The sequence below is a fragment of the Xanthomonas translucens pv. undulosa genome (assembly GCF_017301775.1).
Lineage (GTDB): Bacteria > Pseudomonadota > Gammaproteobacteria > Xanthomonadales > Xanthomonadaceae > Xanthomonas_A > Xanthomonas_A translucens.
In genome coordinates this window covers 1,773,947-1,791,446 of record NZ_CP063993.1, presented here as the reverse complement: position 1 = coordinate 1,791,446, position 17,500 = coordinate 1,773,947, and the positions used below count along the sequence as shown (strand labels likewise).

At 67.9% G+C, this 17,500-nt stretch carries 7 protein-coding genes, 1 tRNA gene, 2 pseudogenes and 1 other annotated feature; of the genes and pseudogenes, 7 read left to right on the top strand and 3 right to left on the bottom strand.

From position 1 onward, the window contains the following. Window positions 1-61: 61 nt before the first annotated feature. Together ISN38_RS07595 and ISN38_RS07590 are read right to left on the bottom strand one after the other, a co-directional pair. Window positions 62-1,366 (bottom strand): sugar MFS transporter, encoded by a 1,305-nt coding sequence (locus ISN38_RS07595; RefSeq protein WP_003466919.1) that lies wholly within the window; start codon window positions 1,364-1,366, stop codon window positions 62-64. Next, on the bottom strand, window positions 1,363-2,412 hold the full coding sequence (locus tag ISN38_RS07590) for a LacI family DNA-binding transcriptional regulator (protein ID WP_003466920.1): 1,050 nt from the start codon (window positions 2,410-2,412) through the stop codon (window positions 1,363-1,365). The genes ISN38_RS07595 and ISN38_RS07590 overlap by 4 nt, the downstream gene beginning before the upstream one ends. Before the next feature lie 83 nt (window positions 2,413-2,495). Between ISN38_RS07590 and ISN38_RS07585 the strand changes: the two genes are divergently transcribed. From ISN38_RS07585 to ISN38_RS07560, 6 genes and pseudogenes are all read left to right on the top strand, one after another. Then, window positions 2,496-2,723, top strand: a complete 228-nt coding sequence (locus ISN38_RS07585) for a glycoside hydrolase domain-containing protein (RefSeq protein ID WP_003466921.1) — start codon at window positions 2,496-2,498, stop codon at window positions 2,721-2,723. Window positions 2,724-3,073: 350 nt separating this feature from the next. Continuing rightward, window positions 3,074-6,208 carry a maltotransferase domain-containing protein gene (locus ISN38_RS07580; RefSeq protein WP_047324508.1) on the top strand — a complete coding sequence of 1,045 codons (3,135 nt, stop codon included), beginning with the start codon at window positions 3,074-3,076 and terminating at the stop codon, window positions 6,206-6,208. After that, window positions 6,205-9,564 (top strand): maltose alpha-D-glucosyltransferase, encoded by a 3,360-nt coding sequence (treS, locus tag ISN38_RS07575; RefSeq protein WP_038237005.1) that lies wholly within the window; start codon window positions 6,205-6,207, stop codon window positions 9,562-9,564. The genes ISN38_RS07580 and treS overlap by 4 nt, the downstream gene beginning before the upstream one ends. Then, on the top strand, window positions 9,561-11,747 hold the full coding sequence (gene glgB / locus ISN38_RS07570) for a 1,4-alpha-glucan branching protein GlgB (RefSeq protein WP_058359145.1): 2,187 nt from the start codon (window positions 9,561-9,563) through the stop codon (window positions 11,745-11,747). The genes treS and glgB overlap by 4 nt, the downstream gene beginning before the upstream one ends. Window positions 11,748-12,131: 384 nt before the next feature. Then, window positions 12,132-12,207, top strand: a tRNA-Ile gene (locus ISN38_RS07565). Window positions 12,208-12,346: 139 nt separating this feature from the next. Further along, window positions 12,347-13,572, top strand: a pseudogene (locus tag ISN38_RS07560) (IS3 family transposase). Beyond that, window positions 12,625-12,741, top strand: a sequence feature (AL1L pseudoknot). It overlaps the preceding pseudogene by 117 nt. 1 nt (window position 13,573) lies before the next feature. Here the strand turns inward: ISN38_RS07560 and ISN38_RS07555 are convergent. After that, window positions 13,574-13,778: pseudogene (locus ISN38_RS07555) on the bottom strand (Tn3 family transposase); the annotation flags it as partial. A gap of 158 nt (window positions 13,779-13,936) precedes the next feature. Between ISN38_RS07555 and avrBs3 the strand changes: the two are divergent. Next, the gene (avrBs3, locus tag ISN38_RS07550) at window positions 13,937-17,476 is read left to right on the top strand and encodes a type III secretion system effector avirulence protein AvrBs3 (RefSeq protein ID WP_206712135.1); all 3,540 of its coding nucleotides are present in this window, start codon (window positions 13,937-13,939) and stop codon (window positions 17,474-17,476) included. Window positions 17,477-17,500: the final 24 nt, after the last annotated feature.

The window sequence follows — 17,500 nt, the reverse complement described above, 5'->3', positions numbered from 1 at the left end:
GAGGGGGAGAACAGCCGAGCGCAGACACGGCGGCAGCGCGCCGCCGTGCCTGTCTCGTGCATCAATGCATCGCGCGCGCCGCCGGCCTGGCGCCCGGCACCTCGGCCGGCAGATTGGCCGACAGCCGCGAGCCGCGCAGGCCGTACCAGAGGATGTAGGAGTAGCACAGCAGCGGGATCACGAAGGCGTGCTGGATGCCGACCACGTCGGCCAGTGCGCCCTGCGCCAGCGGCACCAGCGCGCCGCCGACGATGCCCATGATCAGCAGGCTCGAGGCCTTGCTGGTCAGTGGGCCGAGGCGTTCGATGGCCACGGTGAAGATGGTCGGGAACATGATCGAGTTGAACAAGCCGATCGCGATCACGCTCCACATCGCCACGTGGCCGCTGCTGATCATGGTCGCGATCAGCAGCAGCGAGGCGACACCGGCGAAGGCGGCCAGCAGCCTGCGCGCCGGGATTACCTGCAGCAGCGCGGCGCCGGCGAAGCGGCCTACCATCGCGCCGCCCCAGTAGAACGCCAGGTAGCGGCTGGCGGTGGCTTCGGTCAGGCCGCCGGTGGTCGGGCCGGAGATGTAGTTGATCAGGAAGCTGCCGATCGACACTTCCGCGCCCACGTACATGAAGATCGCCACCACGCCCCACAGCAGGTGCGACTGGCGCAGCGCATCGCCGAAGCTGTGCTGCGACTCGATGCTGCCGGCGTCGTCCTCGCGCAGCGAGGGGATGCGCATCACCAGCACGAACACCGCCAGCAGCAACAGGCCGCCGGCCAGCAGCAGGTACGGCACCTGCACCGATTGCGCCTGCGCGCCGCGATAGGCCGCTTGTTCGAGCGCGCTCATCGCCGCGATCTTGTCGGCCGACAGCACCGCGGTGGCCAGGATCAGCGGGCCGATCAGCAACGGGAACACAGTGGTGCCCAACGAATTCAGCGCCTGCGCGAAGTTGAGCCGGCTCGGCGCCTTGCTCGGTTCGCCGATCAGGCTGATGTACGGATTGGCCGCCACCTGCAGCAGGGTGATGCCGCTGGCCAGCACGAACAGCGCGGTCAGGAACAGTGGATACGACGGCAGCCGCGCCGCCGGGTAGAACATCGCCGCGCCGATCGCCGCCACCACCAGGCCGATGACGATGCTGGCCTTGTAGCCGGTCCGCGCCACCACCGCGCCGGCCGGCAGCGACATCAGGAAGTACGCGCCGAAGAAGGTGAACTGGATCAGCATCGACTGCGCGTAGTTCATCTGGAACACGGCTTTCAGATGCGGGATCAGCACATCGTTGAGGCTGGTCAACCCGCCCCAGGTGAAGAAGATCATGCTGACCACCGAGATGGCGGCAGTGTTGGACAGCGGGCGACGGCTCATGCAGCGACTCCGGGAACGGACGATAAGGCGACCCGGCTGCTGGCACGCAGGCACAGCCGGGCGGGGGCGATGGTAAGCGCAGGCAGCGTCTGTTGCTGGCGCAATGCGTCCAGCACCAGCTGCGCGGCCTGCATGCCGCGTTCGCGCGGGGCGACGGCGACGGTGGACAGTGGCGGGCTGGCGACGGCGGCTTCGGCGATGTCGTCGAAGCCGATCAGCGCGTAGTCGTGGCCGGCGTGGCGGCCGCGTTCGGCCAGGCCGCTGGCCATGCCCAACGCAACCACGTCGTTGTAGCAGACCAGGGCGGTCGGCAGCGGGTCGCGCGCGCACAGCGCGCCGGCCTGGCGTGCGGCGTCCAGCCGGGTCGGCGCGCATTCGATCAGCCAGGCCGGATCAGCAGCGATGCCGGCGGCGGCCAGCGCGTCGCGGTAGCCGGCGCGGCGTTCGGCGCAGGAACTGGACTGGCGGTGGCCGCCGAAGAATGCGATTGCACGGTGGCCCAGCGCCAGCAGGTGCTCGGTGGCCAGGCGCGCGCCGCGGCGGTTGTCCAGCGCCAGCAGCGGCCAGTCGCCGTCCAGCGCGCGGTTGAACAGCAGCACCGGCAGCCGCGTGCCGAGCAACTGGCGCAGCCGCGCCGCGTCGGTGTTCTCGGTCGGCGACAGGATCAGGGCCGCCGGCTGGTGCTCGATCAGCGAGGCCAGCACGCTGTGCTGGCGCTCCGGCGATTCGCCGGTGCTGCCCATCAGCATCACGTAGCCGGCCTCGGCCAGCGCCGCGTCCACGCCGCCGGCGAATTCGGCGAAGAACGGATTGGCCAGGTCGTTGACCACCAGCGCCAACGCATTGGAGGCGCGCCCGCGCAGGCTGGCCGCGCCGCGGTGGTAGACGTAGCCCTGCCGCGCGATCTCCGCCGCCACCCGTGCGCGCGTATCCGCATGCACCCGCGGGCTGTTGCGCAGCACCAGCGACACGGTCGCCCGCGACACGCCGCAGGCGGCGGCGAGGTCGGACACGGTGACGCGTTTGTCGGCGGGGGACGACGGCACGGCGATTAGACCGGTTCAAAAGGCCGCCCATCCTGCGCCGTTGTGATTCGCTGCGCATTTTGCAGTGCAGCAATCCGGGGCAGATGTCGGCCTGGTCCATGGTCACCGCGCTGGGTTGCTACCCGGTGGCGCCGGCCAGCAACCAGTCCATCCTCGGCCGCCCGTTCCTGCCGCACGCGACCCTGCCGCTGCCCAACGGCAAGCGCTTGCGCAGCGTCGCCGACGGCCTGGACGACGCGCCTCCCTGCATCGGCAGCGCCAGCCTCAACGGCCGTCCGCTGGGACGTGGCCGGCGCGTGAACGCAGGGTGACGTTAAGACGTCGGCACCGCGTCGGTGCGACCCATGATTCTCCCGCAAACGCCCATGGCGTCATGCTGCGACGGCGTCATGGCGGCCGATCGCGTGGCGTTCGCCACCTCAGAATGTATGTGCGCATTTAATGCCATGAACACATTTCATTGGCATCCGCTGTGGTCTTGTGGCGCTGTCGCATCGCGTCGAGCGGCATTGGCGTCACGTTGCCACCTCCGATTGCGGGTGTGGCACACCGTGCAGGCGCATTCCGTCTCCGTCTTGTGCGACGGCCGACCCGGGCCGCTGGCGGCGAACGCCGCGGTCTGGATCGTGCACTCCTCATTGACGACAAACGGGATCTCCGAATGCATGTCTGCCTGCTGTCCCCCTTGAGCAACCTCGATCCGGCCGCGCTGGAGGCGGCCATGGCGGCCGCACAGGCCAATGGCTGCGACCACGTGGTATTGCCCAATCCGTTCGCGCAGGACCCGCAGGGGCGGCTGGCGGACCCGGCCGCCGACGATGCTGCCGGCGACGCGCAACTGCAGCAGTGGCTGGCGCTGGCGCACAAGCACGGCCTGAAGTTGCTGGTCGATCTGCGCGTCGACGAGATCGGCGGCGGCAGCCGCCTGCTGCAGGAACATCCGCACTGGTTCCGCGCGCGCACCTCGGCGCTGCCGGATCCGCGCGCGCAGCGTGCCGCGCCGGACATCGCCCAGGGCCGTTTCGCCTACGCCGAGGAAGGCGCGGGCCTGGCCCAATGGTGGAGCGTGCGTCTGCGCGATTGGCTGCGCGGCGGCCTGGCCGGCTTCCGCGTGCTGCAGCCGCAGCGCGTGCCGGCCGCGCTGTGGGGCAGCTTGATCGCGGACGTGCAGACGCAGGTGCCGGCGGCGACCTTCCTGGCCTGGACCCCTGGCCTGGGCCTGGAGGCCTTGCGCCGCCTGCACGGCGCCGGCTTCGATGCGGCGTTCTCGTCGCTGGCCTGGTGGGACGGGCGCGGCAGCTGGTTCTTCGACGAAGACGTGGCGCTGCGCAGCCTGGCGCGTCGCGTCGTCGCCACCATCGATCCCGATGCGCCTTCGGATGCGCCACTGCCGCTGCAGCGCACGCAGCGCGTGCGGCTGGCCGCCGCGTTCGGCGATGCCTGGGCGATCGCCGAACCCACGGCCTTGCCTGCACCGACCGACACCGATGCCGAAGAAGCGCCGACCATCCCGGTCGAGGCCACGCACGATCTGTGCCTGCGCCCGCTGCTGCGCGATGGCGCGCTGACTGCAGTCGCGGTCGAATCGCTCGGCGCCGCGCCCTGGCTGGTGCTGCTCAACAGCGATCGCGACCATCTGTTGCCGGTACCCGGCGCGGCGCTGCTGCGCCTGCTCGGCGACAGCGAGGCCTTGCTCAGCGACCAGGGCGAGCCGATCCAGGGCGACCAGGGCGGCACCCTGGAAGCGGGCGAAGTGCGGGTCTACCGCAGCGTGCCGGCGCGTCCGGTGCTGGCCGCCGCCCGCGCCCGCACGCCGGCCGATGTCGCCGCCGCTGCGGCGCGGATCTGCATCGAAGCGGTGACGCCTTCGGTGGACGACGGCCGCTTCCCGGTCAAGCGCACCGTCGGCGATCGCATCTGCGTGGAAGCCGATGCATTCTGCGACGGCCACGACCGCATCGCCGTGGCGTTGATGTGGCGTGCCGCCGACGCACGCACCTGGTCCACTGCGCCGATGCGCGCGCTGGGCAACGACCGCTGGCGCGGCGAGTTCCCGCTGGAACGGCTGGGCCGTTACGAATTCCGCATCGAAGCGTGGCGCGACATCTTCGCCACCACCCATGCCGACCTGGAAAAGAAGCGCGCCGCCGGCACCCTGCTGGCAGTGGACGTGCAGGAAGCGCTGGCCCAGGTCGAGGCCGCGCGCGCGCGCAGCCGCGGCGCCTTGAACGCGCGACTGAAGGCGATCCTCGCCCGCATCACCCGCAGCGACGACCCCTCGGCGCGCGCGGAAATCCTGCTCGAACCCGGCACCGCCGAGGCCATGGCGCGCGCCGACGACAAGCCGTTCCGCACCGAATACCCGATGACCTTTCGCGTCGAGGCCGAGCGCCGCGGCGCGCATTTCTCCAGCTGGTACGAGCTGTTCCCGCGTTCGCAGAGCGGCGACCTCGCGCGCCACGGCACCTTCGACGACGTCATCGCGCGTTTGCCGCATATCCGTGCGATGGGCTTCGACGTGCTGTACATGCCGCCGATCCATCCCATCGGCGAAAAGAACCGCAAGGGCCGCAACAACGCGGTCACCGCGCAGCCGGGCGAACCCGGCAGCCCGTACGCGATCGGCTCGGCCGACGGCGGGCACACCGAGGTGCATGCCGAACTCGGCGGGCTGGACGGCTTCCGCCGGCTGCGTACCGCCGCCGCCGCGCAGGGCCTGGAACTGGCGCTGGATTTCGCGATCCAGTGCGCGCCGGACCATCCGTGGCTGCGCGAGCATCCGGACTGGTTCACCTGGCGCGCCGACGGCTCGATCCCGTACGCGGAGAATCCGCCGAAGAAATACCAGGACATCGTCAACGTCGATTTCTACGCCGGCGGCGCGGTGCCGGAGCTGTGGAACGCGCTGCGCGACGCGGTGCTGTTCTGGATCAACGAAGGTGTGCACCTGTTCCGCGTCGACAACCCGCACACCAAGCCGTTCCCGTTCTGGGAGTGGCTGATCGCCGAGGTACGCGGCCGCCATCCGCAGGTGGTGTTCCTGTCCGAAGCCTTCACCCGGCCCAAGCCGATGTACCGGCTGGCCAAGGTCGGCTTCTCGCAGTCCTATACCTACTTCACCTGGCGCCAGCACAAGGCCGAACTGCAGGACTACATCGAAGAACTCAACGCCGGCACGCCGCGCGAGTGCTTCCGCCCGCATTTCTTCGTCAACACCCCGGACATCAATCCGGTGTTCCTGCAACAGAGCGGCCGCGGTGGGCACCTGATCCGCGCCGCGCTGGCGACCACGCTGTCGGGCCTGTGGGGCATGTACCAGGGCTTCGAACTGTGCGAGGCCACGCCGCTGGCGCCGGGCAAGGAGGACTACCTGGATTCGGAGAAGTACCAGCTGCGCGTGTGGCCCGAGCGCGCCCCCGGCGACATCGTCGACGAGATCACCCGCCTGAACCTGCTGCGCCGCCAGCACCCGGAACTGCAGTCGCACCTGGGCACGCGTTTCTATCTCGCGCACAACGAGCAGGTGCTGTACTTCGGCAAGTTCCTCGACGACGCGCACCTGGCGCGCAGCCGCAGCCTGGTGCTGGTGGCGATCAGCCTGGACCCGCACGCCGCGCAGGAGGCGCAGATCGAAGTGCCGCTGTGGGAACTGGGCCTGCCCGACCACGCCAGCGTCGCCGTGCAGGACCTGTGGGACGGCCACGCCTTCGCCTGGCACGGCAAGCAGCACACCATTCGCCTCGATCCGTCGCGGCCGTTTTCCCTATGGCGTCTGCGCGCCGGAGCCACTTCATGAATGCTGCAGTTCCATTGTCCGCCGACAGCGAGGCAAGCCCGCTGGTGCGCGACGCGCTCTGGTACAAGGACGCGATCATCTACCAGGTGCACGTCAAGTCGTTCTTCGACTCCAACGACGACGGCATCGGCGATTTCCCCGGCCTGATCTCCAAACTCGACTACATCGCCGACCTCGGCGTGGACACCATCTGGCTGCTGCCGTTCTATCCCAGCCCGCGCCGCGACGACGGCTACGACATCGCCGAATACATGGCGGTCCACCCGGATTACGGCAGCATCGCCGACTTCGAACGGCTGGTGGCGCAGGCGCATGCGCGCGGCATCCGCGTGGTCACCGAACTGGTGATCAACCACACCTCCGACCAGCATTCCTGGTTCCAGCGCGCACGCAATGCGCCGGCCGGCTCGCCGGAGCGCGACTTCTACGTGTGGTCCGACAGCGACCAGGATTACGCCGGCACCCGCATCATCTTCTGCGACACCGAGAACTCCAACTGGACCTGGGACCCGGTCGCCGGGCAATACTTCTGGCACCGGTTCTACTCGCACCAGCCCGACCTGAATTTCGACAACCCGGCGGTGCTGGAAGCGGTGCTGGAAGTGATGCGCTTCTGGCTCGACCTGGGCGTGGACGGCCTGCGCCTGGACGCGGTGCCGTACCTGATCGAGCGCGATGGCACCTCCAACGAGAACCTGCCCGAGACCCACGCCATCCTGCGCCGCATCCGCGCCACGTTGGACGCCGAATATCCCGACCGCATGCTGCTGGCCGAGGCCAACATGTGGCCGGAAGACACCCAGCAGTATTTCGGCGAAAACGCCGACGAATGCCACATGGCGTTCCACTTCCCGCTGATGCCGCGCATGTACATGGCCATCGCGCGCGAGGACCGCTTCCCGATCACCGACATCATGCGCCAGACCCCGGAAATCCCGGAGAGCTGCCAGTGGGCGATCTTCCTGCGCAACCACGACGAACTGACCCTGGAAATGGTCACCGACTCGGAGCGCGACTACCTGTGGCAGACCTACGCCGCCGACCGCCGCGCGCGCATCAATTTAGGCATCCGCCGGCGCCTGGCGCCGCTGCTCGAACGCGACCGCCGCCGCATCGAACTGATGACCTCGCTGCTGCTGAGCATGCCCGGCACGCCGGTGCTGTACTACGGCGACGAGATCGGCATGGGCGACAACATCCACCTCGGCGACCGCGACGGCGTGCGCACACCGATGCAATGGTCGATCGACCGCAATGGCGGCTTCTCGCGCGCCGATCCGGCCGCGCTGGTGCTGCCGCCGATCATGGATCCGCTGTACGGCTTCCAGGCGGTCAACGTCGAAGCGCAGCAGCGCGACCAGCATTCGCTGCTGACCTGGACCCGGCGCATCCTGTCGGTGCGCAAGCGCTACCGCGCCTTCGGCCGCGGCACGCTGCGCTTCCTGTATCCCGGCAACCGCCGCCTGCTCGCCTACCTGCGCTGCCACGAGGACGAGACCGTGCTGTGCGTGGCCAACCTGTCGCACACGCTGCAGGCGGTGGAACTGGACCTGTCCGAATTCGAAGGCCGGGTGCCGGTGGACATCATCGGCGGTGGCAGCTTCCCGCCGATCGGGCGCCTGACCTACCTGCTCACCGTGCCGGCGTTCGGCTTCTACGCGTTCCAGCTGGTCGGCAACGCCACGCTGCCGGACTGGCACGTGCCCACGCCGATGCCGCTGCCCGACTACCAGACCCTGGTGCTGCGCGGCGCGGCCGATGCCGACGCGCTGCTGCCGCACCTGGGCACGCTGGAGCGCGACATCCTGCCGGCGTGGCTGTCCACGCGGCGCTGGTTCGCGGCCAAGGACCGCGCGCTGCGCAGCGTGCGCATCGCCCGCCGCACCCCGCTGCCCGGCACCGACGCATTGACCATGCTGGAGATCGAAGCGGAACTGGACCACGGCAACTACGAGCGCTACATGCTGCCGCTGGGCATCGTCTGGGACCGCGAACAACCCAGCGTGCTCGCCGAACAGCTGGCGTTGGCGCGGGTGCGGCATGGCCGCGAAGTCGGCTATCTGACCGATGGCTTTGCGCTGAAATCGCTGACCCGCACCACGCTTGCCGCATTGCGCGCCGGCACGGTGCTGTCGGTCGATGGCGAGACCCACGCCGGGGCCGACGCCGCGCCCGAACAGATCCGCTTCTGCCCCACGCCGGCACTGGCCACGGTCGAAATCGCTGACGATGCCGAGATCCGCTGGCTGTCGGCCGAGCAGAGCAACAGCTCGCTGATCGTTGGCGACAAGGCGGTGTTCAAGCTGCTGCGCCGCGTCTCCGCTGGCGCCAATCCCGAGATCGAACTCGGCGAGCGGCTGACCGCGATCGGTTACGCCAATGCCGCGCCCTTGTTCGGCCACGTCACCCGGGTTGATGCGCAGGGCGTGGAAACCACGCTGGCCCTGCTGCAGGGCTTCGTGCGCAACCAGGGCGATGCCTGGCGCTGGACCCTGGATCACCTGGCGCGCGGCGCCGAGGAATACGCCGCCGCGCAGGACGATGCCGCGCGCGAGGAAAGCGTGGCCGGCTACGACGCCTTCGCCGCCGTGGTCGGGCGGCGCCTGGCCGAACTGCACGACGTGCTGGCCCAGCCCACCGACGCCGCCGCATTCGCGCCGCAGCCGGTGGATGCCGCCGCCGCGCAGCAGGTGGTCGCGCGCGTGGAGCACGAGGTGCAGGCGATGTGGGATACCGTGTCCGCGCATCGCGAGAGCAGCGAGGATGCCGCCGACCGCGCGACCGTGGATGCCTTGCTCGCGCAACGCCCGCATTTGGACGCCTGGCTGCGGCAGGCGCCGGCCTTGCTCGCCGGCGCGCTGCTGACCCGCGTGCACGGCGATTTCCACCTCGGCCAGATCCTGGTCGCGTTCGACGACGTGGTGCTGATCGACTTCGAAGGCGAGCCGGCCAAGTCGCTGGACGCGCGCCGCGCCAAGGCCAGCCCGCTGCACGACGTGGCCGGCTTCCTGCGCTCGCTCGACTACGCCAGCGAAGTCTCCGCACGCGGCGAAGAGGGCACCGCGGCGCGCGCCGGAGTCGGCCTGGACACCGTGCTGGACGCCTTCCTGTCCGCGTTCCGCAGCCGCGCCAGCGCCACCTTCCTGGCCGCCTACCGCAAAGTGCTCGACGCCAGCCCGCACCCGTGGGTGGCGCCCGCCGCCTTCGACACCACCACCTTGTTGTTCCTGATCGAGAAGGCCAGCTATGAAATTCGTTACGAGGCCGCCAACCGCCCGGCCTGGAGCATGGTGCCGATACAGGGACTGCTGCGCATACTCGAACGCTTTCCCGCGCCCGAGGAGGCGATGCAATGACTGATGTCGGCCACACCTGGGACGAGGCAACGCTGCGTGCGTTCGCCAACGCCCGCCACGGCGATCCGTTCGCCGTGCTCGGTGCGCACCGCATCGGCGACGCGCGCGTGCTGCGCAGCCACTTGCCCGGCGCCGAAGCGGTCACCGCGGTGCTCGACGACGGCCGCGAAGTGCCGCTGCAGGAAGGCCCCAGCTCCGGCTTCTTCGCCGCCACCCTGCCCGACGACGGCCGCTACCGGCTGCGCATCCGCTGGCCCGGCGGCGAGCAGGACACCGAGGACGCCTACGCGTTCGGCCCGCAACTCAGCGATTTCGACCTGCACCTGATATCCGAAGGCCACCACCTGCAACTGGCCGACGCGCTCGGCGCCAACGTGGTCGAAGTCGATGGCGTGCGCGGTACCTGCTTCGCGGTGTGGGCGCCCAACGCCACCCGCGTGGCGGTGATCGGCGATTTCAACACCTGGGACGCGCGCCGCCACCCGATGCGCCTGCGGCACCAAGCCGGCGTGTGGGAACTGTTCGTGCCCGGCGTCGCCGCCGGTGCGCACTACAAGTACGCGCTGCGCGGCCCGCGCGGCGAAGACCTGCCGGCCAAGGCCGACCCGGTCGCGCGTCGCGCCGAACTGGCGCCCGGCACCGCCTCCATCGTGGCCGATCCCACCCCGTACCCGTGGCGCGACGACGCCTGGATGGCGGCGCGCGCGCGCCGCCACAGCCCCAGCGCACCGCTCAGCGTGTACGAGATCCACGCCGGCTCGTGGATGCACGCCGACGACGGCAGCATGCTCGACTGGGACGCCCTGGCCGACCGCCTGATTCCCTATGTCGCCGACATGGGCTTCACCCATATCGAACTGATGCCGGTCACCGAACACCCGTTCGGCGGCTCCTGGGGCTACCAGCCGCTGGGCCTGTTCGCGCCCACCGCGCGCTTCGGCTCGCCCGACGGCTTCGCCCGCTTCGTCGACCGCTGCCACCGCGAAGACATCGGCGTCATCGTCGACTGGGTGCCGGCGCATTTCCCCACCGACGCCCACGGCCTGGCCCATTTCGACGGCACCTCGCTGTACGAACACGCCGACCCGCGCGAAGGCTTCCACCGCGACTGGAACACCCTGATCTACAACCACGGCCGGCGCGAAGTCTCCGGCTTCCTGATCGCCAGCGCCCTGGAATTCCTGCAGCGTTACCACGTCGACGGCCTGCGCGTGGACGCCGTCGCCTCCATGCTCTATCGCGACTACAGTCGCGATGCCGGCGAGTGGGTGCCCAACATCCACGGCGGCCGCGAGAACTACGAAACCATCGCCTTCCTGCGCCGGCTCAACCAGGTCGTGGCCGAACACGCGCCCGGCGCCATCACCATCGCCGAAGAATCCACCGCCTGGCCCGGCGTCACCGCCGACCTGGCGCATGGTGGCCTGGGCTTCAATTACAAATGGAACATGGGCTGGATGCACGACAGCCTGCACTACATCGAACTGGACCCCATCTACCGCCGCTACCACCACGGCGAACTGACCTTCAGCATGGTCTACGCGTATTCCGAGCGCTTCATGCTGCCCATCTCCCACGACGAAGTGGTGCACGGCAAACGCTCCCTGCTCGGGCGCATGCCCGGCGACGACTGGCAGCGCTTCGCCAACCTGCGCGCCTACCTCGGCTTCATGTACACCCACCCCGGGCGCAAATTGCTGTTCATGGGCTGCGAAATCGCCCAGCCCACCGAGTGGAACCATGACGCCGCACTGCCCTGGCACCTACTCGACGACCCGCGCCACCGCGGCATCCAGCGCCTGGTCCGCGACCTCAACCGCCTGTACGCCGAACACCCCGCGCTGCACGCCCGCGACGACGACCCCGACGGCTTCGCCTGGATCATCGGCGACGACGCCGGCAACAGCCTGTTCGCCTACCTGCGCACCGCCCAGGGCAGCGACGCCCCGCTGCTGGTGGTGGCCAACCTCACCCCGTTGGTGCACCACGGCTACCGCATCGGCGTGCCCCGCGGCGGCCGCTGGCGCGAACTGCTGAATTCCGATGCGCAGATCTACGGCGGCAGCAACACCGGCAACGGCGGCAGCGTGCGCACCGAGACCATCGGCGCCCACGGGCATCCGGCCTCGCTGTCGCTGACCATCCCGCCGCTGGGGGTGCTGGTGTTGGGGTTGGAGGAGTGAGGGGATGGCGCTTGGGCGACTAACGGCGTCGCATCGACCGTCGATGCGATCTGCTGATGAGCGCCGACGGTCAGGGGGCGGGCGATAGGGACAATCGCCTGCTCCGGAGGACGGGCTGTTGTGGGAGGGGCTTCAGCCCCGACGCGCTCTCCCGCCCCAATGTCGGGGCTGATGATGCCTCTCCCCAGGGGACTGCTGAAGGTTCTTTCCGGTGCGTCCTGTGCCACTAGCCCCACTTAGACAAGACGCGTGTCGACAATCCCGGGAAGACACAGCCCCACTGCGGAGGCTAAACTCACGCCCGCCTCGGCGCCTTGCTCTGCATGCACGCCAGAGGCGCCAAGCCGGCGGCCAACGCATCGCCCGCCCGCTCCGGACGCGTCCGGGCCTATAGCTCAACGGTTAGAGCAGAGGACTCATAATCCTTTGGTTCCAGGTTCGAATCCTGGTGGGCCCACCAGTAAATTCAATGGCTTAAAGCAATTTAAAGCCCTTGGCGTTGCCCTGGTTCCTGTTGGTGCCCGTTTGCCTGCGCAAGCCTCAACGTACTGAACCGCCCCGGGAATCCCGGAGGCTCCATGACTTGAGAAGATGGAGCTGTGAGCAGAGCAAGCAAGTTCTCCCCGGAGATCCGGGAACGGTCGGTGAAGATGGTTCTGGAGCACCATGGCGAGTACGACTGGCAATGGGCGGCGATGGTGTCGGTGTCGGCCAAGGTGGGCTGCGCAGCCGAGACGCTACGGGGTTGGGTGAGGCAGCACGAGCGCGACGTTGGCAAGCGCGAGGGGATGACGAGCACCGAGCAAGAGCGCATCAAGGCGCTTGAGCGCGAGGTTCGCGAGCTGCGTCAGGTCAACGAAATCCTGCGCAAGGCGTCGGCCTATGTTGCGCAGGCGGAGCTCGACCGCTCCTTCAAGCGATGAAGCAGTTCATCGATGAGCATCGTGATGTCCACGGGGTCGAGCCGATCTGCACGGTGCTGCCGATCTCCCCGTCGACCTACCACGCGCACGCGGCCAGGATGGCCGATCCGCAGTTGCGCTGCAAGCGCGCGAAGACCGACGAGGCGTTGACGGCGCAAGTCCAGCGCGTGTGAGACGAGAACTTCAAGGTCTACGGTGTGCGCAAGGTCTGGCGGCAACTGCGACGCGAACAGTTCGACGTGGCGCGATGCACCGTGCAGCGGTTGATGAAGCGGCAAGGCTTGCGCGCGGTCATGCGAGGCAAGACCGTGCAGACGACGGTGAGCGACCCGAAGGCACCGTGCCCGCTGGATCATGTGAAACGGCGATTCAAGGCCGATCGGCCGAACGCGCTGTGGGTCAGCGATTTCACGTACGTCTCGACGTGGCAAGGATGGGTCTATGTCGCCTTCGTCATCGACGTCTTCGCCCGTCGCATCGTGGGCTGGAAGGCGTCGTCCTCGATGCAGACGGACTTGGTGCTCGACGCGCTCGAACAGGCACTCTACGCGCGCAAGCCGGTCGGCCCGGATCGCCTGATTCACCACAGCGACCGAGGCGTTCAGTACGTGTCGATCCGCTACACAGAGCGGCTCGTGGAAGCCGGCCTGGAGCCCTCGGTAGGCAGCGTGGGGGACTCCTACGACAACGCGCTGGCCGAGACCATCAACGGCCTCTACAAGGCCGAGGTGATCCATCGCACGTCGTCCTGGCGCACGCGCGAGGAGGTCGAGTGGGCCACGCTCAACTGGGTCGACTGGTTCAACAACCGTCGATTGCTGGAGCCGATCGGGAATATCCCACCGGCCGAGGCTGAGGCCAACTACTATTCCCACTCCCATGAGTCCGCCATGTCGGCGTGACTCAAACCAAGGGGTCTCCGGGAAACCCGGGGCGGTTCAGTTCCGGGATCGGCTCCACGTCAATCAGGTGGTCCCCGGAACCGCTTCACATGGCTGGTCACATACGGGCTGAGGAAAGCTACGTCTTCCCACGTCATCTCCCACCCCTGCCGCATCAGAGACTTCATGATTCGGGTCTGTTCGACCACGTTGTAGAACTGGCCGGCGTCTGCCGGTTTCCTGTTCCACTGCGCCTCAAACCCGCTAGTCGAGGGTTGTCAGGATTATCGGAAGTTGTGTCCTGCTATGCGAATTTGGAGAAGCCGCGTCGGGACCAGAGACCTTAGCATTGAGGTCACGACGTTCTCTGAAAGAGGAATGCCTGATGGATCCCATTCGTTCTCGCACGCCAAGTCCTGCTCGCGAGCTTCAGGCCGGATCCCAACCGGATGGGGTCCAGCCGACTGCAGATCCGAGGGTGTCTCCGCCTGCTGGCAGCCCCCTGGATGGCTTGCCCGCTCGGCGGACGATGTCCCGGACCCAGCTGCCGCCGCCCCCTGCAAGCGTGCCTGCGTTCTCAGCGGGCAGCTTCAGCGACCTGTTACGTCAGGTTGATTCGTCGCTTTTTGATGCATCGTTTTTTGATTCGATGCCTGCCTTCGGCGCTCATCATGCACAGGCTGCCACAGGCGAGTTGGATGAGGTGCAATCGGCTCTGCGTGCAGCCGATGACCCGCAGCCGCCCGTGCGCGTAGCTGTCACTGCCGCGCGGCCGCCGCGCGCCAAGCCGGCCCAGCGGCCACGGCGTGCTGCGCAAACCTCCGATGCTTCGCCTGCCGCGGATGTGGATCTAAGCACGTTCGGCTACAGCCAGCAGCAACAGGAGAAGATCAAACCGACGGTGCGTTCGTCAGTGGCGCAGCACCACGCCGCATTGGTCGGCCATGGGTTTACACACGCGCACATCGTTGAGCTCAGCAAACACCCGGCAGCGTTAGGAATCATAGCGGCCAGGTATTCGGAGATGATTGCGGCATTGCCAGAGGCCACACACGAAGACATCGTTGGCGTCGGCAAACAGTGGTCGGGCGCACGGGCCCTGGAGGCCTTGCTCATGGTGGCGGAAGAGTTGAGAGCTCCACCGTTACAGTTGGTCACAGGCCAACTCCTCAAGATTGCAAAACGTGGTGGCGTGACCGCGGTGGAGGCCGTGCATGCATCGCGCAATGCGCTGACTGGCGCCCCCCTGCACCTGACCCCGGACCAGGTGGTGGCCATCGTCAGCAATAATGGCGGCAAGCAGGCGCTGGAGACGGTGCAGCGGCTGTTGCCGGTGCTGTGCCAGCCCCCCTATGGCCTGACCCCGGAGCAGGTGGTGGCCATCGCCAGCCACGATGGCGCCAAGCCGGCGTTGGAGACGGTGCAGCGGCTGTTGCCGGTGCTGTGCCAGCCCCCCTATGGCCTGACTCCGGAGCAGGTGGTAGCCATCGCCAGCAATGGCGGTGGCAAGCAGGCGCTGGAGGCGGTGCAGCGGCTGTTGCCGGTGCTGTGCAAGGAGTATGGCCTGACCCCGGAGCAGGTGGTGGCCATCGCCAGCAATAATGGCGGCAAGCTGGCGCTGGAAACGGTGGAGCGGCTGTTGCCGGTGTTGTGCCAGCCCCCCTATGGCCTGACCCCGAACCAGGTGGTGGCCATCGCCAGCCATAATGGCGGTAAGCAGGCGCTGGAGACGGTGCAGCGGCTGTTGCCGGTGCTGTGCCAGCCCCCCTATGGCCTGACCCCGGAGCAGGTGGTGGCTATCGCCAGCAAGGGCGGTGGCAAGCAGGCGCTGGAGACGGTGCAGCGGCTGTTGCCGGTGCTGTGCCAGCCCCCTTATGGCTTGACCCCGGACCAGGTGGTGACCATCGCCAACAATATTGGCGCCAAGCAGGCGCTGGAGACGGTGCAGCGGCTGTTGCCGGTGCTGTGCCAGCCCCCCTATGGCCTGACCCCGAACCAGGTGGTGGCCATCGCCAGCCACGATGGCGCCAAGCAGGCGCTGGAGACGGTGCAGCGGCTGTTGCCGGTGCTGTGCCAGGAGTATGGCCTGACCCCGGGCCAGGTGGTGGCCATCGCCAACAATATTGGCGGCAAGCCGGCGCTGGAGACGGTGCAGCGGCTGTTGCCGGTGTTGTGCCAGCCCCCCTATAACCTGACCCCGAACCAGGTGGTGGCTATCGCCAGCAATAATGGCGGCAAGCAGGCGCTGGAGACAGTGCAGCGGCTGTTGCCGGTGCTGTGCAAGCCCCCCCATCCCCTGACCCCGAACCAGGTGGTGGCCATCGCCAGCCACGATGGCGCCAAGCAGGCGCTGGAGACGGTGCAGCGGCTGTTGCCGGTGCTGTGCAAGTCCCCCTATGGCCTGACCCCGGACCAGGTGGTGGTCATCGCCAGCCATAATGGCGGCAAGCAGGCGCTGGAGACGGTGCAGCGGCTGTTGCCGGTGCTGTGCAAGCCCCCCTATGGCCTGACCCCGGAGCAGGTGGTGGCCATCGCCAGCCACGATGGCGGCAAGCCGGCGCTGGAGACGGTGCAGCGGCTGTTGCCGGTGCTGTGCCAGCCCCCCTATGGCCTGACCCCGGACCAGGTGGTGGCCATCGCCAGCCACGATGGCGGCAAGCAGGCGCTGGAGACGGTGCAGCGGCTGTTGCCGGTGCTGTGCCAGGACCATGGCCTGACCCCGGGCCAGGTGGTGACCATCGCCAACAATATTGGCGGCAAGCCGGCGCTGGAGACGGTGCAGCGGCTGTTGCCGGTGCTGTGCAAGGAGTATGGCCTGACCCCGAACCAGGTGGTGGCTATCGCCAGCCATAATGGCGGCAAGCAGGCGCTGGAGACGGTGCAGCGGCTGTTGCCGGTGCTGTGCCAGCCCCCCTATGGCCTGACCCCGGAGCAGGTGGTGGCCATCGCCAGCCACGATGGCGGCAAGCCGGCGCTGGAGACGGTGCAGCGGCTGTTGCCGGTGCTGTGCCAGCCCCCCTATGGCCTGACCCCGAACCAGGTGGTGGCCATCGCCAGCCAAGATGGCGGCAAGCAGGCGCTGGAAAGTATTTTTGCCCAGTTATCCAGCCCTGATCCGGCGTTGGCCGCGTTGACCAACGACCGCCTCGTCGCCTTGGCTTGCATCGGCGGACGTCCTGCGCTGGATGCGGTGAAAAAGGGATTGCCGCACGCGCCGGCATTGATCACAAGAGTCCATAACCGTGTTCCCGAAGGCACGGCCCATCTGGTTGCCGACCACGCGCAAGTGGTTCGCGTGCTGAGTTTTTTCCAGTGCCACTCCCAGCGAGGGCAAGTATTTCATGAAGCGATGAAGCGGTTTGAGATGAGCAGGGAAGGATTGTTGCAGCTATTTCGCCGTGTGGGCGTCACAGAACTCGAAGCCATCAGTGGAACGCTCCCCCCAGCCTCCCAGCGTTGGGACCGCATGCTTCAAGCATCAGGGAGGAAAGGGGCGAAACCGCCCTCTGCTTCGGCTCAAACTCAGGGCCAGGAGTCCTTGGATGCATTCGCCGATTCCCTGGAACGTGAACTGGACGCGCCCAGCCCAATGCACCAGGCAGGCCAGACTCTGGCAAGCAACCGCAAACGGTCCCGATCAGAGAGTTCTGTCAACCGCTCCTCTGCACAGCAGGCTGCCGAGGTGTTCGTTCCCGAACAGCGGGATGCACCGCCTTTGCTCCCCCTCAGTAGCTGGGGTGTAAAACGCCGGCGTACCAGGATCGGCGGCCTCCCGGATCCTGGCACGCCGACGCACGGCGACCTGGCAGCGTCCAGCGCTGCGTTCTTGGAGCAAGATGCGGACCCCTTCGCAGGCGCAGCGGAAGATTTCCCGGCATTCGACCAAGAGGAGATCGCATGGTTGAAGGAGCTATTGGCTCATTGAGGCTCAGTCGGAGACTACCTGATT